Below are 20237 nucleotides of genomic sequence, written 5' to 3' on the forward strand. Positions count from 1 at the left end.
TCCTCTTGTTCGTTCAATGGGCCAGGGCCTCGCCCAGGCGACGCAGGCCGCTGCCGGGGCGATCGGGGTCGCTGGCGCGCTTGACCAGCAGCGCGATGGCCGCGAGCAGGCCAGGCACCGCGACGACGGTGAAGATGCCGGCGAAGCTCATCTGCTGCGCACTCAGCTGCGCGACCAGGAAGGAGCCGGCGATGCCGCCGAAGCGCCCTATGCCCATCATCCAGGCGACGCCGGTGGCGCGGGCGTTGGTGGGGTAGTAGGCCGCGGCCAGGGCCGGCAGCGATGATTGCGCGGTGTTCATCAGCACGCCGCCCACGAAGACCGCCACCACCAGCCAGGCCAGTTGACCCGAGGTCTGGCCGATGGCCCAGATCGACACGGCGGTCAGCGCGAAGCCGATGGCCAGGATGCGGTTGGGCTCGAAGCGGTCCATCAGCCAGCCGAAGACCAGCGCCCCGATGCCGCCGAGCGGGAACAGCGCGGCGATCAGCGTGGCGGTCTTGGGCTCCAGCCCGGCGTCCTTGAAGAGGATGGGCATCCAGTTGATCAGCGCGTAGAAGATCACCAGGCCCATGAAGTAGGTGGCCCACAGCATGAGCGAGCCCAGGCGGTACGGCCGCGAGAGCACCAGCGCCAGGCCGCCGCGCTCATTGGTCACCGGCCGCGTCTCGGTCAGGCGGAAGCGTTCCACCGAGGCCACCTTGGCGTGGCCGATCACCCGGCCGAGCACCGCGCGCACGCGCTCCACCGGCTGGCGCCGCGTGACCAGGAAGCGCACCGATTCGGGCAGCAGCACGGCCAGCAGCACGACCAGCACCAGGGGCGTCACGCCGCCCAGCTGCAGCACGCTGCGCCAGCCCCACTGCGGGATCATCCAGGCCGCCAGGAAGCCGCCGAAGGCCGCGCCGAGCGGGAAGCCGCAGAACATCAGGTTGGTCAGCGTCGAGCGACGCTTGGCCGGGCAGTACTCGCTCATCAGCGTGACGGCGTTGGGCATCGCGGCGCCCAGGCCAAGGCCGGTGAGGAAGCGCAACACGCTCAGCGAGGTCAGCCCGTCGGCGAAGGAGGAGCCGAGGCACGCCACGCCGAACACCGCCACCGAAACGACCAGCACCGCCTTGCGCCCCAGGCGATCGGCCAGGGGGCCGGCCGCCAGGGCGCCGGCGGCCAGGCCGAACAGCGCGGCGCTGAGCACCGGGCCGAGCATCGGGCGCGTGACGCCCCACTCCTTGATCAGCGAGGGCGCGATGTAGCCGATCGCTGCCGTGTCGAAGCCGTCGAGCAGCACGATGACGAAGCACAGCGCGAACACCACCCACTGGTAGGCGGAAAACGGGCTGTCGTCGATCAGCGCCTGGACATCGGCGCTGCGGGAGGTGTTCGAAGTCACTTGAAACGGTCCCCGAAGAATGGAAGTCAGCGCTGCCAGACGGAGGCGGGCACCATCGCCTCGCCACGCATCAACAGGCGTGCCGTGCGCAGAAGCGCGGCCTTGGTGACCTTCTGCGGGTCGGCGGGGTCGGTCTCGAGCTCGACGCTGAATTCGCCGGTGGGGTGCTCGACCGAGACCTTCTTGCTGGCGCCCGAGGGCATCACGGCCACGCCTTCGCAGACGCTGCCTTCGAGCACGCAGGCCGTGGCCACGGTCACGGCCGCCAGCACGCCGATGGCGTCGTGGCAGACGTGCGGGATGAAGCTGCGCGTGGTGATGGCCCCGCCTTCGCGAGGCGGCGCGACCAGCGTCATCTTGGGGTAGGGCTTGCCGCTCACGTCGCCCAGGCCCATCTGGCGGGCGGCCGCCAGGCGCAGGGCCTCGATGCGGGTCTTGAGCTCGCTGTCGGCGTTCAGGCCCGCGACACTCTCGTAGCCGGTGCGTCCCAGATCCTCGGCCTTGAAGATCACCAGGGGCATGCCGTTGTCTATGCAGGTCACGTCGATGCTGAAGGGCGCGAAGCCTTCGCCCTCGACGGGGATCGTGTCGCGCACCTGGCCGGTGGGCAGCAGGCCCGAGCAGACCGAGCCGGCGGTGTCGAGGAAGTTGATGGTGATGGGCGCCGAGGTGCCGGGGGCGCCGTCGATTCGGGCGTCGCCTTCGTACTCGACCTGGCCACCGGGCGTCTGCACGGTGATGTCGCAGGCCATGTCGGTGTTGAGGGTCAGCACGCGGAAGGTGCTGGTCGCGCCCTGCGGCTGGACCATGCCGGTCTCGAGCGCAAAGGGCACGACGGCGGCCAGCATGTTCCCGCAGTTGGGCGTGGTGTCGACGGTGTCCTTGTCGGGCTGCAGCTGGGCGAACAGGAACTCCAGGTCGACGCCGTCACGCTCGCTCGTCGACACGATGCCGACCTTGCTGGTCAGCGGGTGCGCGCCGCCCAGGCCGTCGATCTGGCGCTTGTCGGGCGAGCCCATCACCGCCAGCAGCACGCGGTCGCGGGTGGGGAGGTCGGCCGGCAGGTCAGCGGCGCGGAAGAACGGCCCTTTGGAGGTGCCGCCGCGCATCAGCAGACAGGGAAGGGCGGTCTGGGGCATGGCCACGGGTTCCGAACAAACGATCAGCCATTGTCGGAACCGGTGCCCATGCCGGCTAGGTTGAGCCTGGACTAGCAGCTATCTGGCAGCGGCATGGCTCGGCCATCCCCGCCGGCGCGAGGACGGCTCAGGCGGCGTGGCCGGCGGGCGCCGCCACGAGGGCGCGCAGGCCCTCCATCACCGGCGCCAGCTCGCCTTCCACGCCCTGGACCAGCGTCTCGACCTCGGCGGCCGGCGCGTGCCCGGAACAGGCCATCTCGAGCGCCGAGGCGGCTTTGGCGAGGGAGAAGGCGCCGGCCGTCGCGGCCACGCCCTTCAGGTCGTGGGCCATCCGGTGCGCAGCCTCCAGGTCGCCCGACCCGTGCAGGGCGCGAAAGCTCTGCGGGAACCCGGCCTGCGAATCGAGGAAGCGGCCCAGCAGCCGGCGGTAGATGCGCTCTTCTCCGCCCAGGGCCTGCAGCGCTGCGCGGCTGTCGATGCCGGGAAGCGTCTCCAGGGTCGGCACGGAGGAGGGTGAGGGCGGGATTGAAGACATGTCGGCTACCTCCTGCCGTGGCCGCACCCAGCGCGACAGCACGGCGAACATCTGTTCCACATTGATGGGCTTGGCGATATGGTCGTTCATGCCGGCGGCGATCACCCTCTCGCGATCGCCCACCATGGCATTGGCCGTCATGGCGATCACCGGCAGATCGTGCCAGCGCGAATCCCGCCGCAGGACGCGCGTGGCCTCGAACCCGTCCATCACCGGCATCTGGCAGTCCATCAGCACGCCGTCGAAGGGCTCGTCGTCGAGCATGCGCAGCGCCTCGCGGCCGTTGGCGGCCACGCGCACCTGGACGTCGGCGCGTCCGAGCAGTTCCTGGGCCAGTTCCTGGTTGAACACGTTGTCCTCGACCAGCAGTATGCGCGCGCCGGCCAGGCTGGCCAGCTGGCTGCTCAGCGCCTCCTCGCGACGCACGCCGCGCGAGCTGCGGGGCTTCGGCCGGCCCAGCGCCTCCATGCAGGCGTCCAGCAGCGTGGAAGGCGTCACCGGCTTGCTCAAGGTGCTGGCCACGTCCAGGCGGGCCATGTCCAGGCGGCGCAGGATTTCGTCCCGGCTGTAGGCCGTGAGCATCAGCACGGTGGGCACGCGGTGGCGCAGCTCGCTGGCCGCCAGGCGCCGCACGCATTCCACGCCGTCCATCCCGGGCATCCTCCAGTCCAGCAGCAGCAGCTCGAAGGGTTCGTCCCGGCGGTCGGCCTCGATGACCGCGCGCAGTCCGGCTTCGCCCTCGACCGCAGTCGATGGACGCATGCCCAGGGACGCCGTCATGTCGCTCAGCAGTTCGCGAGCGAATTCGTTGTCGTCCACGATCAGCACCCGCACGTCGTGCAGGCTCCTCTCGGAGGCGGGATGGGCCGGTGCCTGCTCGGCGGCCAGGCCCAGCCGGGCGGTGAAGTGGAATCGGCTGCCCTGGCCGGGCACGCTGTCCACGCCGATCTCGCCGCCCATCATCTGCACCAGGTGGCGGCTGATGGCCAGGCCCAGGCCGGTGCCGCCGAACCGGCGGCTGGTCGAAGCGTCGGCCTGCGTGAAGGGCTGGAAGAGCCTTTGCTGCTGGTCCGCCGGGATGCCGACGCCGCTGTCGCGCACCTCGAAGCGCAGCACCACCGAGTCGCCGTCGCGCTCCACCTCGTCGACCGAGACGACGACCTCGCCGCGCGCGGTGAACTTGGCCGCGTTGTTGCCCAGGTTGAGCAGCACCTGGCCCAGCCGGAGCGGATCGCCGACCAGCGTGGTGGGCAGGCCGGGCGCCAGGTCGAACAGCAGCTCCAGGCCCTTCTCCTCGGTCTTCAGGCCGACGAGGTTGGCGAGGTTGTCCAGCACGTCGCCGAGTTCGAAGGGGATGCTTTCCATGTCGAGCTGTCCGGCCTCGATCTTCGAGAAGTCGAGGATGTCGTTGATGATGCCCAGCAGCGATTCGGCCGAGCGATGCACCTTGTGGACATAGTTGCGCTGCTGCGGATCGAGCTCGCCCTCCAGGGCGAGGTGGGCCATGCCGAGTATCGCGTTCATCGGCGTGCGGATCTCGTGGCTCATGTTGGCCAGGAACTCGCTCTTGGCCCGGTTGGCGATCTCGGCCCGCGTCATCGCCTCCTGCAGCTGCGCGGTGCGTTCGCGCACGGCCTGCTCCAACTGGTCCCGGTGGCGGCGCAGGTCCTCCAGAGCCTGCTTGCGCTCGGTGATGTCGGTGATCAGCCCGTCCAGGCCGGTCACCGGGCCGGCGGACGAAGCGGCGCCGCCCTGGGGCCGGGCATTGAGCTGGACCCACAGCGGGCTGCCGTCGCGCCGCTTCAGCTCGAGCTCCATGCCCGGGATCTCGCCGTCGCGCTCCAGCGCGGCGAACTGGGCCTCGATCTGGTCGGGCGTGAACAGCGCCGGACCGGCCATGAGCTCGGCCGCTGTGGAGTAGCCCAGCAGCCGGGCGAGGGCGGGGTTGGCATCGAGCAGCCGCCCCTGCCGGTCCAGCCGGAAGATGCCCTCCAGCGAGTTCTCGAAGATGCCGCGGTAGGTGGCCTCGCTGTCCCGCAGGCGCCGGGCGGAATCGCTCAGGCGGTCCGCCATGGAGTTGACACGCTCGGCCAGACGGCCCAGCTCGTCGCGCGAATGGATGTCGCTGCGGGCGTCCAGGTTGCCGGCCGCGAGGCGGTCGACGGTGTGTTCCAGGCTCCGGATGGGCGATGCCACCATGCGCCGGATCAGGAAGAAGGCGGCCAGGTACAGCACCGCCACCATGCCGGCCGCCAGGCCCACGATGGCTCGGCGGGCCGCAGCAATGGCCTGCTCGGCCACGGCGCGGGTCAGCACGACCCGGATTTCGCCGAGCTTCTGGGGCTCGACGCCGCCCGCCGGGGTGTACTCGATGGGCTTGACCCGGACGATGGCGTTCTCCAGGTCGGCGCCCTTGAGCTTGGTGACGTCGGACACGACGCCGAAGTTCAGCGCGGTGACGCGGAACTGGGCGACCTCGGGGTTCGGCGCCAGGGCGGCCAGCTGGGTGTCTATCGCTTCGCGGTCGACGTTCCACAGCGGGTACGCGAGCGAGCGGCTGTAGAGATCGGCTATGCGGCCGGCACGGCCTTCCAGCTCGAGGAAGCGGCGCTCGCGTTCGCGCTCGACCAGGAGGTAGGTGGCCACGGCTGTGACCAGCGTCAGCAGCGCCGTCAGCGTCAGGACCAGCTTGGTGTGCAGGCTCGTCGCGCGGGGCATCAGGCGCATCATCGATCGCGCAGGAACGGCGCGAGGTTGAAGTCGTAGCGCGCGAGCTTGGGATGCATCGCCCTGGAGAAGGTGGTGAAGTCCATCGAGTCCTGTCGCTGGTACACGGCCTGGTCGAAGCGCGCGGCGCCGTCCCGGTTGACGACGTGCATGTGGTCGATCTTCAGCGTCGGGCCGCCGACAGCCGCGAAATCCAGGCCCTGGTGGTAGTCGTAGAGCAGCACCATGGCCCAGGCGCCGATCAGGAAGTGGCTGCCCACGCTGGCTGCCAGTCCGCCCTCGGCCATGCTGGCCAGGGCGTCGGGCCAGGCGCCGCTGCCGCCGACCAGGACCTTGGCGTTCCTGGCCTTCACCGCGCGCAGGGCGCCCAGCGCCATCGAGTCGTTGGCGGCCCAGACGATGTTGGCCTCGGGGTAGCGCGACAGCAGCAGGTGGGCCTTGCTCTCGGCATCGGTCACGCTCCAGTCGCTGAACGCCGTCTGCAGCACCTGCCCGCGGCCGGAGCGCGTCATGAACTCGCTCACCCCCTGGGCCCTTTCCAGCGACACCGGGGTGGCCCGGTCGCCGGTGATGCCGATCACTCGCGGATCCTTGTCGCCCAGCTGGCGCACCAGCTCGGCCATCAGGCGGTACTCGGCCGCGGCCTCGTCGGTCGTCGCGGTGCCTATCCAGTGGCGCATCTGCTCGCGCTCATGGCCGACCTCGCGCCGCTGCTCGGGCGTGAGGTCGTTGTGGATCATGAGCACCTTGGCGCTCGTGCGGGCCAGCGTCTTGAGCATCTGGGGTCCGGCCAGCTTCTCGTTGACGATGACGATGTAGTCCGGCCATTCGCCGCGCTGCGCCACCTCCTCGGCCTGACGCAGCATCAGCAGGTGGTCGCGTTCGGCGTAGAGCACCTCCAGCTGCATGCCGAAGGCCTTGGCGGCGACGGCCATGAAGCGGGCCGCCATGCGCCAGTGCGGGCCCTTGCCGCGCTCGACCGGCTCACCGGGGTTGAGGAAAAGCACGCGGGGCGGCGGCCGTTGGGCGGCCACCCGGCCTGCGGCAGTCCACAGGCCGGCACCGGCAAGCAGGGCAGTTCGGCGGTCCATGGCGGGTCCCTTCGGGATGCCTTTGATTGAGCCACGCCGGCAGGGGGGGCACAAGCCGGGGTCCGCCCGGGGGTGTCAGGCGCCGGCGACCAGCAGGCCCTTGCGCTCGATGAAGCCGATCACCTCGTCCAGCCCCGAGCGGGTCTTGAGGTTGGTCATGACGAAAGGCTTGCCCCCGCGCATGCGGCGGGTGTCGGCCTCCATCACCGACAGGTCGGCGCCCACGTAGGGCGCCAGGTCGGTCTTGTTGATGACGAACAGGTCGCTCTTGGTGATGCCCGGCCCGCCCTTGCGGGGGATCTTCTCGCCGGCCGCGACGTCGATCACGTAGATCGTCAGGTCCGACAGCTCCGGGCTGAAGGTGGCGGCCAGGTTGTCGCCGCCGGATTCGATGAAGACGATGTCGGCGTCGGGGAAGCGGTCGAGCATGCGGTCGACGGCCTCGAGGTTGATGGAGGCGTCCTCGCGGATCGCGGTGTGCGGGCAGCCGCCCGTCTCCACGCCCATGATGCGCTCGGGCTCCAGCGCCCCGGCGACGGTGAGCAGACGCTGGTCCTCCTTGGTGTAGATGTCGTTCGTGACGACCACCAGGTCCCAGCGTTCCCGCATGGCCTTGCAGAGCATCTCGACGAGCGTCGTCTTGCCGGAGCCCACGGGGCCGCCGACACCGACGCGCAAGGCAGGCAGCGGCTTGGTGCGCCGGGAGGAGAGGGTGGGGGTCATGCGTGCGGGCCTCGGAAAGTCGCGGGGGATGGGATCGCCGCGATGATGGCATGCACGCTTCGTGCCGGTTGAGCACCCGCTGTTGGGGGCGCCGGCTCGGGGGAGGGTGTGCGGGCGGCCTGGCCAGCCTCGGGTGAGGGAGGGGGCACCGGGACCGGCCAGGCCGCTCGCACAGGAAGAATGATCGCGACCGGCTGTTGCGGCTGTGTTGCTCGGGCCTTGCTGGCCTGCAAAACCCGAGGCGTACAGTGCGGCCATGCTCGACGATGGCAACTCGAAGCTGGCGCCTTCACCGGTCGCCCCGCAGTCCGCGGGAACCACCGTGCGGCATCTGCGCCAGGTGCTGCTGTGGCCGCTGCGGCTGATCCCTGACGGGCGCGGTGAAGCCAGCCCGCCCTGGCAGCGCCTGCGCGAAGCCGGCCCGGGCTGCCCGTGGCAGGAGCACGTCGACGAGTACACCGGCGACTCCGGACAGTTCCACGAGCGCCACTACAACGAGTTCGTCACCTTCCTGCCGTACGTGCAGCACTTCCTCTACGGCGAGGGCCGGACGGCCCGCGGCGAGGAAGACGAGGAGGGAGGCGGGGCGCCCATGCGGGTGTTCCGCCGGCGGGACGTGGCCCGCGCTCGCGTCTGGCCGCACGCCGGCGCCGCGCCGGTCGAGCTGCGCGTCGTGCACGTCGACCTGTACTTCTTCTTCGACGTCGACGTGGTGCTGCTCAACGTCGAGCTGGAGGCCCAGGATCTGAACCTGGGCGTGGCGCAGGAGCTGCTTTACCGCACCGGCCGCGCCTACCCGCCCGGCTGGGATGCGGCGGGCCGGCCGCAGCACTGCCACTTCGAGGCCGAGTGGCTCTCGGCCGATGGCCAGGTGCTGGCGCGATCCGACGCGCAATCGCGCGAGCTCTTCCTGGCCCACGTGGCCGAGCACCGGGCGCCTCGCGTCTCGGCCCACTGGGCCTGGCTGCTCGAGCCGCTGGTGCCCGATCATTCGCCCAAGGAGGGCCTGCTGCGCTACCGGCAGATCGAGTACTACCGCATGCCGATGATGGCCTACCTGGCGCTGGACGATCCGCGCGCGCTGGGCCGGGCCGATTTCGTGCGGCTGGGTCTGGTCACTGGCGCCGCGGCGGACGCGCCGGAGCAGGGCGCCGAGGCCGGGCTGCCCTATGCCGAGCGCTACCTCAGCGACTTCGAGGCCCGGCACTGCTATGACCGTTTCTGGTCCGCCAGCGGCGCCGCGCCGCACACCCGCTACCTCTGCAGCGGACACGCCATGGTGGTGGTGGGCCGCGCCGACGCCGAGTTCTTCTGCTGCGGCGACCGCGGCGTTCTGGCCCAGTTTCGCCATCCGCACTTCATGATCTTCCTGATCGCCCACTTCCAGAAGGCGGCGCTGCTGATGTTCAGCGACCGGCTGGTGGCGGCGCTCAAGCGCCTGAACGTGCGCGATGCGGGCAGCGTCAGGCGCTTCAAGCGCGAGATCCGCGCCTGCTTCGAGGGCTTCTTGCGCTTCACCCATCGCTACTGGTTCCACCAGGTGGCCGAGCAGGCGCAGGCGCGGGCGCTTTTCGAGATGACCGTGCGGCACCTCGGCATCGACGCGCTCTACGCCGAAGTGAAGGAGCGCATCGCCGACATGAACAGCTACCTCGATGCCGACAGCCTGCGCCGCCAGGCCAACACGGTGGTGCGGCTCACGGTGGTCACGATGTTCGGCCTCATCGGCACGGTGACGACCGGCTTTCTCGGCATGAACCTGCTGGCCGAAGCCGACGCGCCCATGTCGCGCCGCATCGGCTTGTTCAGCGGCATCTTCGTGCTGACGACGGCGCTGACTTTCTACACCATCGCCAAGTCCAAGCGCCTGTCGGACTTCCTCGACGTGCTGTCCGACGAGCGGGTCTCGGTGTGGCAGAAGCTGAAGGTGTGGCTCGGCGTGTGGGGGCGCGAAAAGGATTGAAGGGCCGAGCGGCGGACGCCGCTCGGCCCTTCGGTGCCTCTTCTCGGCCTCCTAGGACCGGAACAGCCGCGAGTACTGCGCCTCGTGCTGCGCCGAGACGATGGCCAGCATCGGGGTGAAGGCCTGGCGGGCGTCGTCGGGCAGCGCCAGCGCGGCGTCGACCACGGGTTCGATGGCCTCGACGAGGGTGGCCAGCAATCGCTGCCCGGCGCTCTGGCCCAGCGGCACGGCTTTCAGGGCGGCCTGCACCATGTTCTCGGCCCAGCCGAAGGCGAAGGTCAGGAGAGCCTCGCGCGCGGCGGCGCCTGCCAGCACGCAGGCGAGGGCAAAGGCCAGCGGCCAAGTGGGCGCGGGCGACAGCCGGCCGAGGAAGGCGACGCGCGCATCCTCCGGCGCGCGCTGGCGCAGCCAGTCGTGCAGCGAGCGGCCCATCTGCTCGGCCTGCAGGCGCATCTCGCTGCTCTCGCGGGTGCAGCGTTGCCAGTCGTTCAGGGCCTCGGCGCGAGGCAGGTCGCCGCAGGCCCAGGCGGCATGGGCCTGGGCGACGAGCGGCAGCTCGCTGCGGCCGAGGGCGAGCGCCAGCTGGTCTCGCAACCAGACGCCGGCGGTGGCTTCGTCGCCCACGCGGCCGGATTCGATCGCGGCCTCCAGCCCCTCGGAGTAGCTGAAGCCGCCCACCGGCAGGGCCGGCGAGGCCAGCCACATCAGCTTGAGCAGCGAGGTGGCGGACAGCGCGTCAGTGCTGGTGGCCACCATGCCCGTGTCCATGGGCGTGGTCATGGGGGTGGTCATGGCCGTGATCGTCGTCGTGGGCATGGTCGTGACCATGTGCGTGGCCATGGCCGTGCTCATGCCCGTGGGCGCCGGTGGCTGCGTAGGCGCCGGCCTCGGGTTCGAAAGGCGCTTGCGTCTCGGTGACGATCAGGTGGCGCTGTCGCAGCATGTCGGCGAGCACGTGGTCGGGCTCGAGCTTGAGGTGGTCCGGCTGCACCTCCAGCTGCACGTGCCGGTTGCCGAGGTGATAGGCCGCACGCAGCAGGTCCAGCGGCGTGCCGTGCTCGGCACAGGCGCGCACCTCCAGCACGGCCTGCAGCGCGGCCTGGACGGCCACCAGGCTGCCATCCTCGGCCACCAGCACGTCACCGCCCCGCACCACCTGCCCGCGCGGCAGGAAGACGCCGAGCGCGCGGCCGCTGCTGTCGGTGGCATCGAAGCGGCTTTTCTGCCGAACGTCCCAATCGAGCTCCACGGTGGGTGCGCGCTTGAGCAGCGCCGGCGCCAGGCCGCGCCCGCGCGGCATCAGTTTGGTGACTTTGAGCATGGTTTCCGCCAGATATGGGAGTCCCGGACAGTATCGAACGAAAGCCCTGCTCCCCAGGGCGGACCTGCCGATGGCGCGAGCACTCAGCCACGGCGGAGCATCCGCCGCCCTAGTGCGCCCGAGTCAGAACAGGAAGTAGCGCTGCGCCATCGGCAACGCCGTCGCCGGCTCGCAGCCCAGCAACACCCCGTCGGCACGCACCTCGTAGGTCTGCGGATCGATCTGCATCGCCGGGGTGTAGGCGTTGTGGATCATGTCGCGCTTGGTGGCCTGGCGGCAGCCCTTCACGGCGGCCAAGCGCTTGTGCAGACCGTAGCTCTCGGCGATGCCGCCGGCGAGCGAGGCCTGGCTGACGAAGCTCAAGGACCCGCGCGCGATGGCGCCGCCGAAGGCGCCGAACATGGGCCGCATGTGCACCGGCTGCGGTGTCGGGATGCTGGCATTCGGATCGCCCATCGCGGCCAGCGCGATGAAGCCGCCCTTGAGCACCAGGCTCGGCTTGACGCCGAAGAAACCCGGCCGCCAGAAGACGAGATCCGCCCATTTGCCGACCTCGATCGAACCCACCTCGTGCGCGATGCCGTTGGCGATGGCCGGGTTGATCGTGTACTTGGCGACGTAGCGCTTCGCACGGTGGTTGTCATGGCGCTCGCTGTCGCCTTGCAGCGGCCCGCGCTGCGCCTTCATCTTGTGCGCCGTCTGCCAGGTGCGGATGATGACCTCGCCGACGCGGCCCATGGCCTGGCTGTCCGACGACATCATGCTGATCGCGCCCAGGTCGTGCAGCACGTCCTCGGCGGCGATGGTCTCGCGCCGGATGCGGCTCTCGGCGAAGGCCAGGTCCTCGGCGATGCCCGCGTCGAGGTGATGGCAGACCATCAGCATGTCCAGGTGCTCGTCCACCGTGTTGACGGTGTAGGGCATGGTCGGGTTCGTCGACGAGGGCAGGAAGTTCGCCTCGCCCACCACCTTCAGGATGTCCGGCGCATGGCCGCCGCCTGCGCCCTCGGTGTGGAAGGCGCAGAGCGTGCGGCCCTTGGTCGCTGCGATCGTGTCCTCGACGAAGCCGGATTCGTTCAGCGTGTCGCTGTGGATGGAGACCTGGGTGTCGGTCTCCTCGGCCACCGACAGGCAGCAGTCGATCGCCGACGGCGTGGTGCCCCAGTCCTCGTGCAGCTTCAGGCCGATGGCGCCGGCCTCGATCTGCTGCCGCAGTGCCTCGGGCCGGCTGGCGTTGCCCTTGCCGAGGAAGCCCAGGTTCATCGGGAAGGCATCGGCCGCGAGCATCATGCGCTCGATGTTCTCGGGCCCCGGCGTGCAGGTGGTGGCGAAGGTGCCGGTGGCCGGGCCGGTGCCGCCGCCGAGCATGGTCGTCACGCCCGACGACAAGGCCTCGTCGATCTGCTGCGGGCAGATGAAGTGGATGTGGCTGTCGATGCCGCCTGCGGTGATGATGAGCCCCTCGCCGGCGATGATCTCGGTGCCCGGGCCGATGACGATGTCGACGCCCGGCTGCACGTCCGGATTGCCGGCCTTGCCGATGGCGGCGATGCGCGAGCCCTTGATGCCGATGTCGGCCTTGACGATGCCCCAGTGGTCGAGGATGAGCGCGTTGGTCACCACGCAGTCCATGGCCTCGCCGGGGCCCGGGCCGTTGGGGCGCTGGCCCTGGCCCATGCCGTCGCGGATGGTCTTGCCGCCGCCGAACTTGACCTCCTCGCCGTAGCCGCCGGCGCGCAGGGTCAGGTCCTGCTCGACCTCGATCACGAGGCCGGTGTCCGCCAGGCGCACCCGATCGCCCACGGTGGGGCCGTACATCTCGGCGTAGGCGCGCCGTCCGATCGTGGATGCCATTTCAGAGCTTTCCTTGCACCAGGCCACGGAAGCCGAAGACCGCGCGGTCGCCGGCATAGTCGACCAGCTCGACCGTGCGCTGCTGCCCCGGCTCGAAGCGCACCGCGGTGCCCGAGGGGATGTTCAGGCGCATGCCTCGCGACGCCTCGCGGTCGAAGCGCAGGCCGGCGTTGGTCTCGGCAAAGTGATAGTGCGAGCCGACCTGGATCGGCCGGTCGCTGGCGTTCTCGACCACCAGCGTGTGGGTGCGCCGGCCCGCGTTCAGCGGCAGTTCGCCGGCCTCGGTGAGCAGTTCTCCAGGGGTCATGTCGGCCGCCTCCTCAGGCGATGGGTTGGTGCACCGTCACCAGCTTGGTGCCATCCGGGAAGGTGGCCTCGACCTGGATCTCGGGGATCAGCTCCGGCACGCCCTCCATCACGTCGGCGCGCTTCAGGACGGTCTTGCCCTCGCTCATCAGCTCGGCGACCGTCCTGCCGTCGCGGGCGCCCTCCATGATGGCGGCGGTGATCAGGGCCACCGACTCGGGGTAGTTCAGCTTCAGGCCGCGGGCCTTGCGGCGCTCGGCCAGCAGGGCGGCGGTGAAGACGAGCAGCTTGTCTTTCTCGCGCGGGGTCAGGTCCATCGCTTGTCTTTCGGATGCCGGCCGGTGCTGCCGGTGCAGCGGCACAGTATCCTGCAAGGCCGATGCCAGCCGGTCGCCGACTGGCTGGTTGATCAGCAGCGACCCGGCCGGGCGCGGCCGGCGACGGCAGAATGGCGGCGCCGCGCAGAAGATCCGTGCCCGCGTGACGGTCGTTACGACGGAACTCGCCCGGGGTGTCCGGGCTCAAGAGGGCGGCAAGGATAATCGTCTCCCAGATGCGCCACCGACTTCTCCTGCCCGCCGCTGCGGCCCTGGCCTTGCTGGCCACGGCCTGCACCACCAATCCGGCCAAGGTCAAGGTCTACCAGGACGAAGGCTTCGAATCGAACGAAGTCTTCTCGCGCCTGTTCGACGCCCCGGTCGACCAGACCTGCGAGGCCGCGCGCCGCGCCCTGCTGAGCCAGGGCTACCTAGTCTCGGTGATCAAGCCCGACGCGCTCAATGGCACCAAGAGCTTCCAGCCCCAAGGCGACGTGCACGTGCAGATCGAGTTCCACGTCGTCTGCGCGCCGGACGGCACCGGCGGCAAGGTGGCGACGGCCTACGTGAACGCCCTGCAGGACCGCTACGCACTCAAGAAAAGTCCCAACTCGGCCAGCGTCGGCCTGGCGGCGATCGGCTCGCTGTCGATTCCCCTGACGGCCAGCGACGACTCGATGGTCAAGGTGGCGAGCGAGACGATCCCCGCGGGGCCTTTCTACGACCGCTTCTTTGCCCTGATGCAGCGTTTCCTGCGGGAGACTTCGACCGAGTAGGCGGCGCCGGTGCGGCAGCCTGCTGCACCAGGTGGTCCACCAGCATCCGCGCGGCGGCGGTCAGCCCCGCCGGGTCTCGCAGGCAGATGACGAAGCGCCGGCTCCCCCAGGGCTCGGCCAGGGGCACGAAGCGCAGGTCGAGGGCCTGCACGTGCGGCTCGGTGGCTTCGCGCGGCAGCACCGCCACCCCCAGTCGAGCGGCCACGATGCGGCAGGCCGCATCCAGCGTCGACACCTGGATCCGCGGGCTCCAGGCCCGCCCGATCCGGGCCGCGTGCCGGCGCAACATGGTCTCCATGATGCTGCCGGGGACGACGCCGACCATGTCGCGCTGCAAGACCTCGGCGAAGCGCAGACAGGCGCGCGTGGCGAGCGGGTCGTCGGCCGGCACGATGAGGCCGATCTCGTCCGAGCGGTAGGGCAGGGTGGCCAGGCCGTGCATCTCGCCGGCATCCCACAGCACGCCGAAATCCGCGGCGCCTTCTCGAACCTGCCGGACGATCTCGGCGCTCACCCGCTCCTCGATGCTGACCCGCACCGACTGGTAGCGCGAAAGGAAGCCGGCCAGATCCTGCGGCAGGCCCTCGGACAGCACGGAGATGCTGGCGAGCACCCGCACGCTGCCCTGCACGCCACTGGCGAATTCGCTCAGCTCCGCGTGCAGCCGCTCCAACCCTCCCAGCACCTCCCTCGCTTGCCGCAACAGCGCCTGGCCCGCGGCGGTGAGCGCGATGCCGCGTCGGCCCCGCTGGATGAGCTGCACGCCGGCCTCTTCCTCCATGGCCGCGATGCGCTTGCTGATGGCGGAAGGGACGATGGATTCCCGCTGCGCCGCGCGGGCGATATTGCCCTCTTCGCAGACCGCGACGAACAGGCGCAGGGTGACCGGGTCGGCGTTGTGCAGCATGGCGTTCCGAACGAGAACGATATCGCTTCTGAAATACCGCTTCAACCTTGGATCGGAATCTTCCAGACTGCGGCCCGAACCCACCGACGAAAGCTGCCGATGCCCACCGAGCCCCACTTCCCCGCCCGCGTCGCCCTGCGCGAGGTCGGCTTGCGCGACGGGCTGCAGAGCATCGCCACCATCGTCTCCACCGAGCGCAAGATCGAGTGGCTGCGCGAGGCCCACGCGGCCGGCGTGCACGAAATCGAGGTCGGCTCCTTCGTCCCGGCCAGGCTGCTGCCGCAGCTGGCCGACACCGCCGACGTGCTGGCGGCGGCCCGGTCGCTGCCGGGCCTGACGGCCTCGGTGCTGGTGCCCAACCTGAGGGGCGCCGAGAGGGCGTTCGAAGCAGGAGCCGACCTGCTCGTGCTGCCGCTTTCGGCCAGTCACGCCCACAGCCTGGCCAACCTGCGCAAGACGCCCGACGAGGTGGTGGCCGAGATGGGGCGCATCCGCGCGCTGCGGGATTCGTCCGGCGCGAAGACCGTGCTGGAAGGAGGCGTCGGCACCGCCTTCGGCTGCACGATCCAGGGCCCCGTCGACCCGGCCGAGGTGCTGCGGCTGATGCAGGCGCTGCTGGACGCCGGCGCCGATCGCGTCAGCCTGGCCGATACCGTCGGCTATGCGGATCCGTGGGCCGTGCGTCGCCTGTTCGAGAAGGCGATAGCCATCGCCGGCGATCGCCTGTGCTGCGGGCACTTCCATGACACCCGCGGCCTGGGGTTGGCCAACGTCTATGCCTGCCTCGAGCTGGGCATCGCGCGCTTCGATGCCTCGCTCGCCGGCATCGGCGGTTGCCCTCACGCGCCTGGGGCCAGCGGCAACGTGGCCAGCGAAGACCTGGCCTGGATGCTGGCCCGCATGGGCCTGGACACCGGCATCGATGTGCCGCGCCTGCTGGCCCTGCGCGAGAAGGTCGCCGGCTGGCTGGCGGGCGAGACGCTGCACGGCACGCTTTGGCGCGCCGGCCTGCCCAGGACGCTGGCCACACAGGCCGCCTGAAATTCGGAGCACGCATGAACGAAACCCCCTCCCGATCGCTGCCGCTGGACGGCATCCGCGTCGTCGAGTTCAGCCACATGGTGATGGGCCCGACCTGTGGCATGGTGATGGCCGACCTCGGGGCCGAGGTGATCAAGATCGAGCCGCCCGGCGGCGACAAGACGCGCCGCATGTCAGGTGTCGGGCTCGGCTTCTTCCGCAGCTTCAACCGCAACAAGAAGAGCGTCGTGCTCGACCTGCGGAAGCCCGAGGGCCTGGCGAGCGCCCGGGCGCTGATCGCGCAGAGCGACGTGCTGGTCGAGAACTTCCGCCCCGGCCTGATGGAAGGCATGGGCCTGGGCCACGAGGCGCTGGCGGTCGACCATCCACAGCTCGTCTACGTGTCCCTCAAGGGCTTCCTGCCCGGGCCTTACGAGAACCGGCTGGCGCTCGACGAGGTGGTGCAGATGATGGCGGGCCTGTCGTACATGACTGGCCCGGAAGGCCGGCCGACACGGGCCGGTGCCAGCGTCAACGACATCATGGGCGGCATGTTCGGCGCCATCGGGGCGATGGCCGCTCTGTGGGAACGCCAACGCACCGGCCGCGGCCAGCAGGTGCAAAGCGGCCTGTTCGAGAACTGCAGCTTCCTGGTCGGCTCGCACCTGCAGCAGTACCTGATGAGCGGCGAGGCGCCGCGGCCCATGCCGAGCCGCTCGTCGCCCTGGTCGGTCTACGACGTGTTCACCCTGGCCGATGGGCAGCTCTTCATCGCCGCGGTGAGCGACAAGAACTGGCGCCTGCTGTGCGAGGTGCTGGAGCGCCCGGACCTGTTGGCCGACCCGGCGTTGGCCACCAACGAGCAGCGCGTGGCCGTTCGCCCGCAACTGCTGCAGCGCCTGGGCGAGATCCTGCGCACGCACCACCAGGCCGAACTCTCGGCGAAGCTCGAGGCGGCCGGCCTGCCCTATGCCCCGATTGCCCGGCCCGACCAGCTCGCCACCGACCCGCACCTGGTGCAAAGCGGCGCGCTGGTGCCCATCCAGGCCGAGGATGGCCGTGCCACCCAGACCATGCTGCTGCCCTTCACGTTGGGCGGGCGCCGGCCGGGCGTGCAGCGACCGCTGCCACGGGTCGGGGAGCACACCGAGGAAGTGCTCGCGCGGCTCATCGCTTGAGCACGACACGACCACACAGGAGACAAGACATGCCTCATGACCTCGCCCTGCATCGCCGCCGTGCCGCGGTCGCGTTCCTCGCCAGTTCGCTGGTCCTGGCCGGTATCGCCTGGCCGCGGCCCTCGCAGGCGCAGGCGACCGACAAGCCGCTGAGGATCATCCTGCCCGTGGGAGCCGGTTCCGGCGTGGACACGATCGCCCGCGCCGCGCAGCCGGCTCTTTCCAAGGCGCTCGGGGGCCAGCCCATCGTGATCGAGAACCTGCCCGGCGCGGGCGGCATCACCGGCGCCTCGGCCATCGTCAAGGCGGCGCCGGACGGCCTGACCATAGGCATGGTCTCGAACAACCACGTCATCAACCCCAGCGTCTACAAGAAGATGCCCTTCGACGCGGTCGAGGACATCACGCCGATCAGCGTCATGGGCACCAGCCCGCTGGTGCTGGTGGTCAATCCGGCCAAGGTGGCGGCGAAGAACGCGCGCGAACTGGCCGCCTTCCTCAAGGCGAGCCCGGATGTCTACAACTACGCCTCGTCGGGCAACGGGACCATCCTGCACCTGGCGGCCGAGATGTTCGTCGACGAGGCGGGGGTGCGGATGCGGCACATCCCCTACAAGGGCGTCGGCCCGATGGCGGCCGACCTCATCGGCGGACAGGTCGAGATGGGTGTGCTGGCGCTGCCGTCGATCCAGGGTCACCTGAAGAGCGGCGCCTTGCGCGCCATCGGCGTGATGGCACCGAAGCGAAGCCCCGCCGCACCGGACCTGCCGACGATCGCCGAGCAGGGCTATCCGGGTGTCGATGTCGAAGGGTGGTTCGCGGTCGTGGGCCCCAAGGGCCTGCCGGCGGCCGAGGTCAAGCGACTCCACGATGCCTTCGTCGCTGCCTTCAACGCGCCGGAGGTCAAGGAGGCGATGGCGAAGCAGGGCAACGACATCCACCCCGGCACGCCGGAGGCCGCGGCCGCCTTCTTCCGCAGCGAAGTGGCCAAGTACGCCCGGCTGGTGGCGAAGGCGGGGATTACCCTGGAATGAGTCTGTCCCTGCGCCGCCTTTGGCGTCGGTCCCCCAGGGGGAGCAGTCGTCTAGGGAGCGGCCCGTCGACGACTGACCATTTGACACTTGGCAAAAGAAAATTGCGGACGTACACTGACGATCTCTTAGCGCACCTCCGCACGCTGCCACCCCATGACCACGCCGGTCTATCAAGTCGTCATTGGCGACCACCTCGCTCGCAGTGTGCGCGGCGTACCCTGTGCTCCACCGGGGGCGGCCATCGATCACACCCTTTTCATCGATGACCGTGACCACACCAAGGAGCACTTCCATGGCCGACCTGTTTGACAACCCGATGGGGTTGATGGGCTTCGAATTCGTCGAATTCGCCTCGCCGACCCCGAACCTGCTGGAGCCGCTGTTCGAGACGCTGGGCTTCAGCCTCGTCGCCAAGCACCGCTCGAAGAATGTGCTGCTGTACCGCCAGGGCGACATCAACTTCATCGTCAACAACGAGCCCAGGAGCCAGGCGGCGTACTTCGCCGCGGAGCACGGTCCCTCGGCCTGCGGCATGGCGTTTCGCGTCCGCGATGCGCACAAGGCCTATGCCCGCGCGCTCGAGCTGGGCGCCCAGCCGGTCGAGATCCCGACCGGCCCGATGGAGCTGCGCCTGCCGGCGATCAAGGGCATCGGCGGTGCGCCGCTGTACCTGATCGACCGCTTCGAGGACGGCAAGAGCATCTACGACATCGACTTCGAGTTCGTCGAGGGCGTCGAGCGCCATCCGGTGGGCCACGGCCTGAAGATCATCGACCACCTGACGCACAACGTGTACCGCGGCCGCATGGCCTTCTGGGCCGGGTTCTACGAGAAGCTGTTCAACTTCCGCGAGATCCGCTACTTCGACATCCAGGGCGAGTACACCGGCCTGACCAGCAAGGCCATGACGGCCCCGGACGGCAAGATCCGCATCCCGCTGAACGAGGAGTCTTCCAAGGGCTCGGGCCAGATCGAGGAGTTCCTCATGCAGTTCAACGGCGAGGGCATCCAGCACGTGGCGCTGCTCACCGATGACCTGAAGGCCACCATCGACAGGCTGGCCCTGGCGGGCGTGCCGCTGATGACCGCGCCCAACGACGTCTACTACGAGATGCTCGGCGAGCGCCTGCCCGGCCACGGCGAGGAGGTGTCGGAGCTCAAGACCCGCGGCATCCTGCTCGACGGCACCACCGCCGGCGGCAAGCCGCGTCTTTTGCTGCAAATCTTTTCGCAGACGCTGCTCGGCCCGGTGTTCTTCGAGTTCATCCAGCGCAAGGGCGACGACGGCTTCGGCGAGGGCAACTTCAAGGCCCTGTTCGAATCGATCGAGCGCGACCAGATCCGCCGCGGCGTCCTGCAGACGGCCTGAAGGAGTTCCCAATGAAAATTCAGCGAATCCACCACGTCGCCTACCGGTGCAAGGACGCCAAGGAGACGGTGCTGTGGTACCAGAAGATGCTGAAGATGGACTTCGTGCTGGCCATCGCCGAGGACCACGTGCCGTCGACCAAGGCGCCGGATCCGTACATGCACGTCTTCCTCGACGCCGGCATGGGCAACGTGCTGGCCTTCTTCGAGCTGCCCACCCAGCCGCCCATGGGGCGCGACCCCAACACGCCGGAGTGGGTGCAGCACATCGCCTTCAGGGTGAAGGACCGCGCGGAGCTGCTCCAGTTCAAGGAGCACCTCGAGGCCCAGGGCGTCGACGTGCTCGGCGTGACCGACCACGGCATCTTCCACTCGATCTACTTCTTCGATCCCAACGGCCATCGCGTCGAGCTGGCCTGCCCGGATCCCGCCGAGGAGGCCCAGCTCAGGCAGCTGGATGCGGTGAAGTGGGACATGCTGGAGGAGTGGTCCAGGACGAAACGCGCGCCCAAGCACGCGGCCTTCCTGCACAGCAAGGAGTTCGAAGGGGTCGACAAGGCATGAGCACCGTCTGCACGCCCTCAAGGG

General features: G+C 69.6%; 18 protein-coding genes. 7 read left to right on the forward strand and 11 right to left on the reverse strand.

From position 1 onward, the window contains the following. Positions 1 to 13: 13 nt before the first annotated feature. The 5 genes from ACS5PM_RS26075 to ureG form a co-directional block, all read right to left on the reverse strand. Complete coding sequence (locus tag ACS5PM_RS26075; protein ID WP_439390752.1) at positions 14 to 1390, reverse strand: MFS transporter; 1377 nt, start codon at positions 1388 to 1390, stop codon at positions 14 to 16. 26 nt (positions 1391 to 1416) lie between these two features. Continuing rightward, the gene (locus tag ACS5PM_RS26080; protein WP_439390753.1) at positions 1417 to 2529 is read right to left on the reverse strand and encodes a 4-oxalomesaconate tautomerase; all 1113 of its coding nucleotides are present in this window, start codon (positions 2527 to 2529) and stop codon (positions 1417 to 1419) included. Between the two features lie 127 nt (positions 2530 to 2656). Beyond that, complete coding sequence (locus ACS5PM_RS26085) at positions 2657 to 5782, reverse strand: response regulator (protein ID WP_439390754.1); 3126 nt, start codon at positions 5780 to 5782, stop codon at positions 2657 to 2659. A gap of 8 nt (positions 5783 to 5790) precedes the next feature. Then, a complete protein-coding gene (locus ACS5PM_RS26090; RefSeq protein ID WP_439390755.1) occupies positions 5791 to 6882 on the reverse strand; it encodes an ABC transporter substrate-binding protein in 1092 nt (363 codons plus the stop codon). A 75-nt stretch (positions 6883 to 6957) separates the two neighbouring features. Then, positions 6958 to 7605 (reverse strand): urease accessory protein UreG, encoded by a 648-nt coding sequence (ureG, locus tag ACS5PM_RS26095; protein WP_439390756.1) that lies wholly within the window; start codon positions 7603 to 7605, stop codon positions 6958 to 6960. Between the two features lie 256 nt (positions 7606 to 7861). Here ureG and ACS5PM_RS26100 point away from each other — a divergent pair, with 256 nt between their 5' ends. Then, positions 7862 to 9568 (forward strand): hypothetical protein, encoded by a 1707-nt coding sequence (locus ACS5PM_RS26100; RefSeq protein ID WP_439390757.1) that lies wholly within the window; start codon positions 7862 to 7864, stop codon positions 9566 to 9568. 51 nt (positions 9569 to 9619) lie between these two features. Here the strand turns inward: ACS5PM_RS26100 and ACS5PM_RS26105 are convergent, their stop codons facing one another. The 5 genes from ACS5PM_RS26105 to ureA all read right to left on the reverse strand — a co-directional run bounded on the left by ACS5PM_RS26105 (position 9620) and on the right by ureA (position 13366). Continuing rightward, entirely contained in the window at positions 9620 to 10360 is a 741-nt protein-coding gene (locus tag ACS5PM_RS26105) for an urease accessory protein UreF (RefSeq protein ID WP_439390758.1), read from the reverse strand. After that, positions 10305 to 10889 (reverse strand): urease accessory protein UreE, encoded by a 585-nt coding sequence (gene ureE / locus ACS5PM_RS26110; protein WP_439390759.1) that lies wholly within the window; start codon positions 10887 to 10889, stop codon positions 10305 to 10307. The genes ACS5PM_RS26105 and ureE overlap by 56 nt, the downstream gene beginning before the upstream one ends. Positions 10890 to 11012: 123 nt before the next feature. Next, positions 11013 to 12743, reverse strand: coding sequence for an urease subunit alpha (gene ureC, locus ACS5PM_RS26115; protein ID WP_439390760.1), 1731 nt, complete (start codon positions 12741 to 12743; stop codon positions 11013 to 11015). Between the two features lies 1 nt (position 12744). Next, positions 12745 to 13050: an urease subunit beta gene (locus ACS5PM_RS26120; RefSeq protein WP_439390761.1), complete on the reverse strand. Its 306-nt coding sequence runs from the start codon at positions 13048 to 13050 to the stop codon at positions 12745 to 12747. A 13-nt stretch (positions 13051 to 13063) separates the two neighbouring features. Beyond that, positions 13064 to 13366, reverse strand: coding sequence for an urease subunit gamma (gene ureA / locus ACS5PM_RS26125; RefSeq protein WP_439390762.1), 303 nt, complete (start codon positions 13364 to 13366; stop codon positions 13064 to 13066). Between the two features lie 236 nt (positions 13367 to 13602). On the opposite strand from ureA, the gene ACS5PM_RS26130 reads away from it, so the two are divergent. Next, on the forward strand, positions 13603 to 14142 hold the full coding sequence (locus ACS5PM_RS26130; protein WP_439390763.1) for a DUF2242 domain-containing protein: 540 nt from the start codon (positions 13603 to 13605) through the stop codon (positions 14140 to 14142). Here ACS5PM_RS26130 and ACS5PM_RS26135 read toward each other — a convergent pair. Continuing rightward, the gene (locus ACS5PM_RS26135; RefSeq protein WP_439390764.1) at positions 14048 to 15049 is read right to left on the reverse strand and encodes a LysR family transcriptional regulator; all 1002 of its coding nucleotides are present in this window, start codon (positions 15047 to 15049) and stop codon (positions 14048 to 14050) included. The two genes, ACS5PM_RS26130 and ACS5PM_RS26135, sit on opposite strands and share 95 nt — an antisense overlap. Positions 15050 to 15148: 99 nt before the next feature. Between ACS5PM_RS26135 and ACS5PM_RS26140 the strand changes: the two genes are divergently transcribed. The 5 genes from ACS5PM_RS26140 (at position 15149) to ACS5PM_RS26160 (ending at position 20213) form a co-directional block, all read left to right on the forward strand. After that, on the forward strand, positions 15149 to 16090 hold the full coding sequence (locus tag ACS5PM_RS26140) for a hydroxymethylglutaryl-CoA lyase (protein ID WP_439390765.1): 942 nt from the start codon (positions 15149 to 15151) through the stop codon (positions 16088 to 16090). Positions 16091 to 16104: 14 nt separating this feature from the next. Then, positions 16105 to 17247: a CaiB/BaiF CoA transferase family protein gene (locus ACS5PM_RS26145; protein ID WP_439390766.1), complete on the forward strand. Its 1143-nt coding sequence runs from the start codon at positions 16105 to 16107 to the stop codon at positions 17245 to 17247. A 29-nt stretch (positions 17248 to 17276) separates the two neighbouring features. Next, positions 17277 to 18281: a Bug family tripartite tricarboxylate transporter substrate binding protein gene (locus ACS5PM_RS26150; protein ID WP_439390767.1), complete on the forward strand. Its 1005-nt coding sequence runs from the start codon at positions 17277 to 17279 to the stop codon at positions 18279 to 18281. Between the two features lie 292 nt (positions 18282 to 18573). Beyond that, positions 18574 to 19650, forward strand: a complete 1077-nt coding sequence (hppD, locus tag ACS5PM_RS26155; protein WP_439390768.1) for a 4-hydroxyphenylpyruvate dioxygenase — start codon at positions 18574 to 18576, stop codon at positions 19648 to 19650. Positions 19651 to 19661: 11 nt separating this feature from the next. Continuing rightward, a complete protein-coding gene (locus ACS5PM_RS26160) occupies positions 19662 to 20213 on the forward strand; it encodes a VOC family protein (RefSeq protein ID WP_439390769.1) in 552 nt (183 codons plus the stop codon). The last annotated feature ends 24 nt before the right edge of the window (positions 20214 to 20237 follow it).

Origin of the sequence: Ideonella flava (genome assembly GCF_051857595.1) — a bacterium.
Lineage (GTDB): Bacteria > Pseudomonadota > Gammaproteobacteria > Burkholderiales > Burkholderiaceae_C > Ideonella.

Bases quoted from the DNA above. Each gene is read 5' to 3' on its own strand.
- ACS5PM_RS26080 (WP_439390753.1), bottom strand. From the start codon at position 2,529: ATGCCCCAGACCGCCCTTCCCTGTCTGCTGATGCGCGGCGGCACCTCC.
- ACS5PM_RS26085 (WP_439390754.1), bottom strand. From the start codon at position 5,782: ATGCCCCGCGCGACGAGCCTGCACACCAAGCTGGTCCTGACGCTGACG.
- ACS5PM_RS26090 (WP_439390755.1), bottom strand. From the start codon at position 6,882: ATGGACCGCCGAACTGCCCTGCTTGCCGGTGCCGGCCTGTGGACTGCC.
- ureG (WP_439390756.1), bottom strand. From the start codon at position 7,605: ATGACCCCCACCCTCTCCTCCCGGCGCACCAAGCCGCTGCCTGCCTTG.
- ACS5PM_RS26100 (WP_439390757.1), top strand. From the start codon at position 7,862: ATGCTCGACGATGGCAACTCGAAGCTGGCGCCTTCACCGGTCGCCCCG.
- ACS5PM_RS26105 (WP_439390758.1), bottom strand. From the start codon at position 10,360: ATGACCACCCCCATGACCACGCCCATGGACACGGGCATGGTGGCCACC.
- ureE (WP_439390759.1), bottom strand. From the start codon at position 10,889: ATGCTCAAAGTCACCAAACTGATGCCGCGCGGGCGCGGCCTGGCGCCG.
- ureC (WP_439390760.1), bottom strand. From the start codon at position 12,743: ATGGCATCCACGATCGGACGGCGCGCCTACGCCGAGATGTACGGCCCC.
- ACS5PM_RS26120 (WP_439390761.1), bottom strand. From the start codon at position 13,050: ATGACCCCTGGAGAACTGCTCACCGAGGCCGGCGAACTGCCGCTGAAC.
- ureA (WP_439390762.1), bottom strand. From the start codon at position 13,366: ATGGACCTGACCCCGCGCGAGAAAGACAAGCTGCTCGTCTTCACCGCC.
- ACS5PM_RS26130 (WP_439390763.1), top strand. From the start codon at position 13,603: ATGCGCCACCGACTTCTCCTGCCCGCCGCTGCGGCCCTGGCCTTGCTG.
- ACS5PM_RS26135 (WP_439390764.1), bottom strand. From the start codon at position 15,049: ATGCTGCACAACGCCGACCCGGTCACCCTGCGCCTGTTCGTCGCGGTC.
- ACS5PM_RS26140 (WP_439390765.1), top strand. From the start codon at position 15,149: ATGCCCACCGAGCCCCACTTCCCCGCCCGCGTCGCCCTGCGCGAGGTC.
- ACS5PM_RS26145 (WP_439390766.1), top strand. From the start codon at position 16,105: ATGAACGAAACCCCCTCCCGATCGCTGCCGCTGGACGGCATCCGCGTC.
- ACS5PM_RS26150 (WP_439390767.1), top strand. From the start codon at position 17,277: ATGCCTCATGACCTCGCCCTGCATCGCCGCCGTGCCGCGGTCGCGTTC.
- hppD (WP_439390768.1), top strand. From the start codon at position 18,574: ATGGCCGACCTGTTTGACAACCCGATGGGGTTGATGGGCTTCGAATTC.
- ACS5PM_RS26160 (WP_439390769.1), top strand. From the start codon at position 19,662: ATGAAAATTCAGCGAATCCACCACGTCGCCTACCGGTGCAAGGACGCC.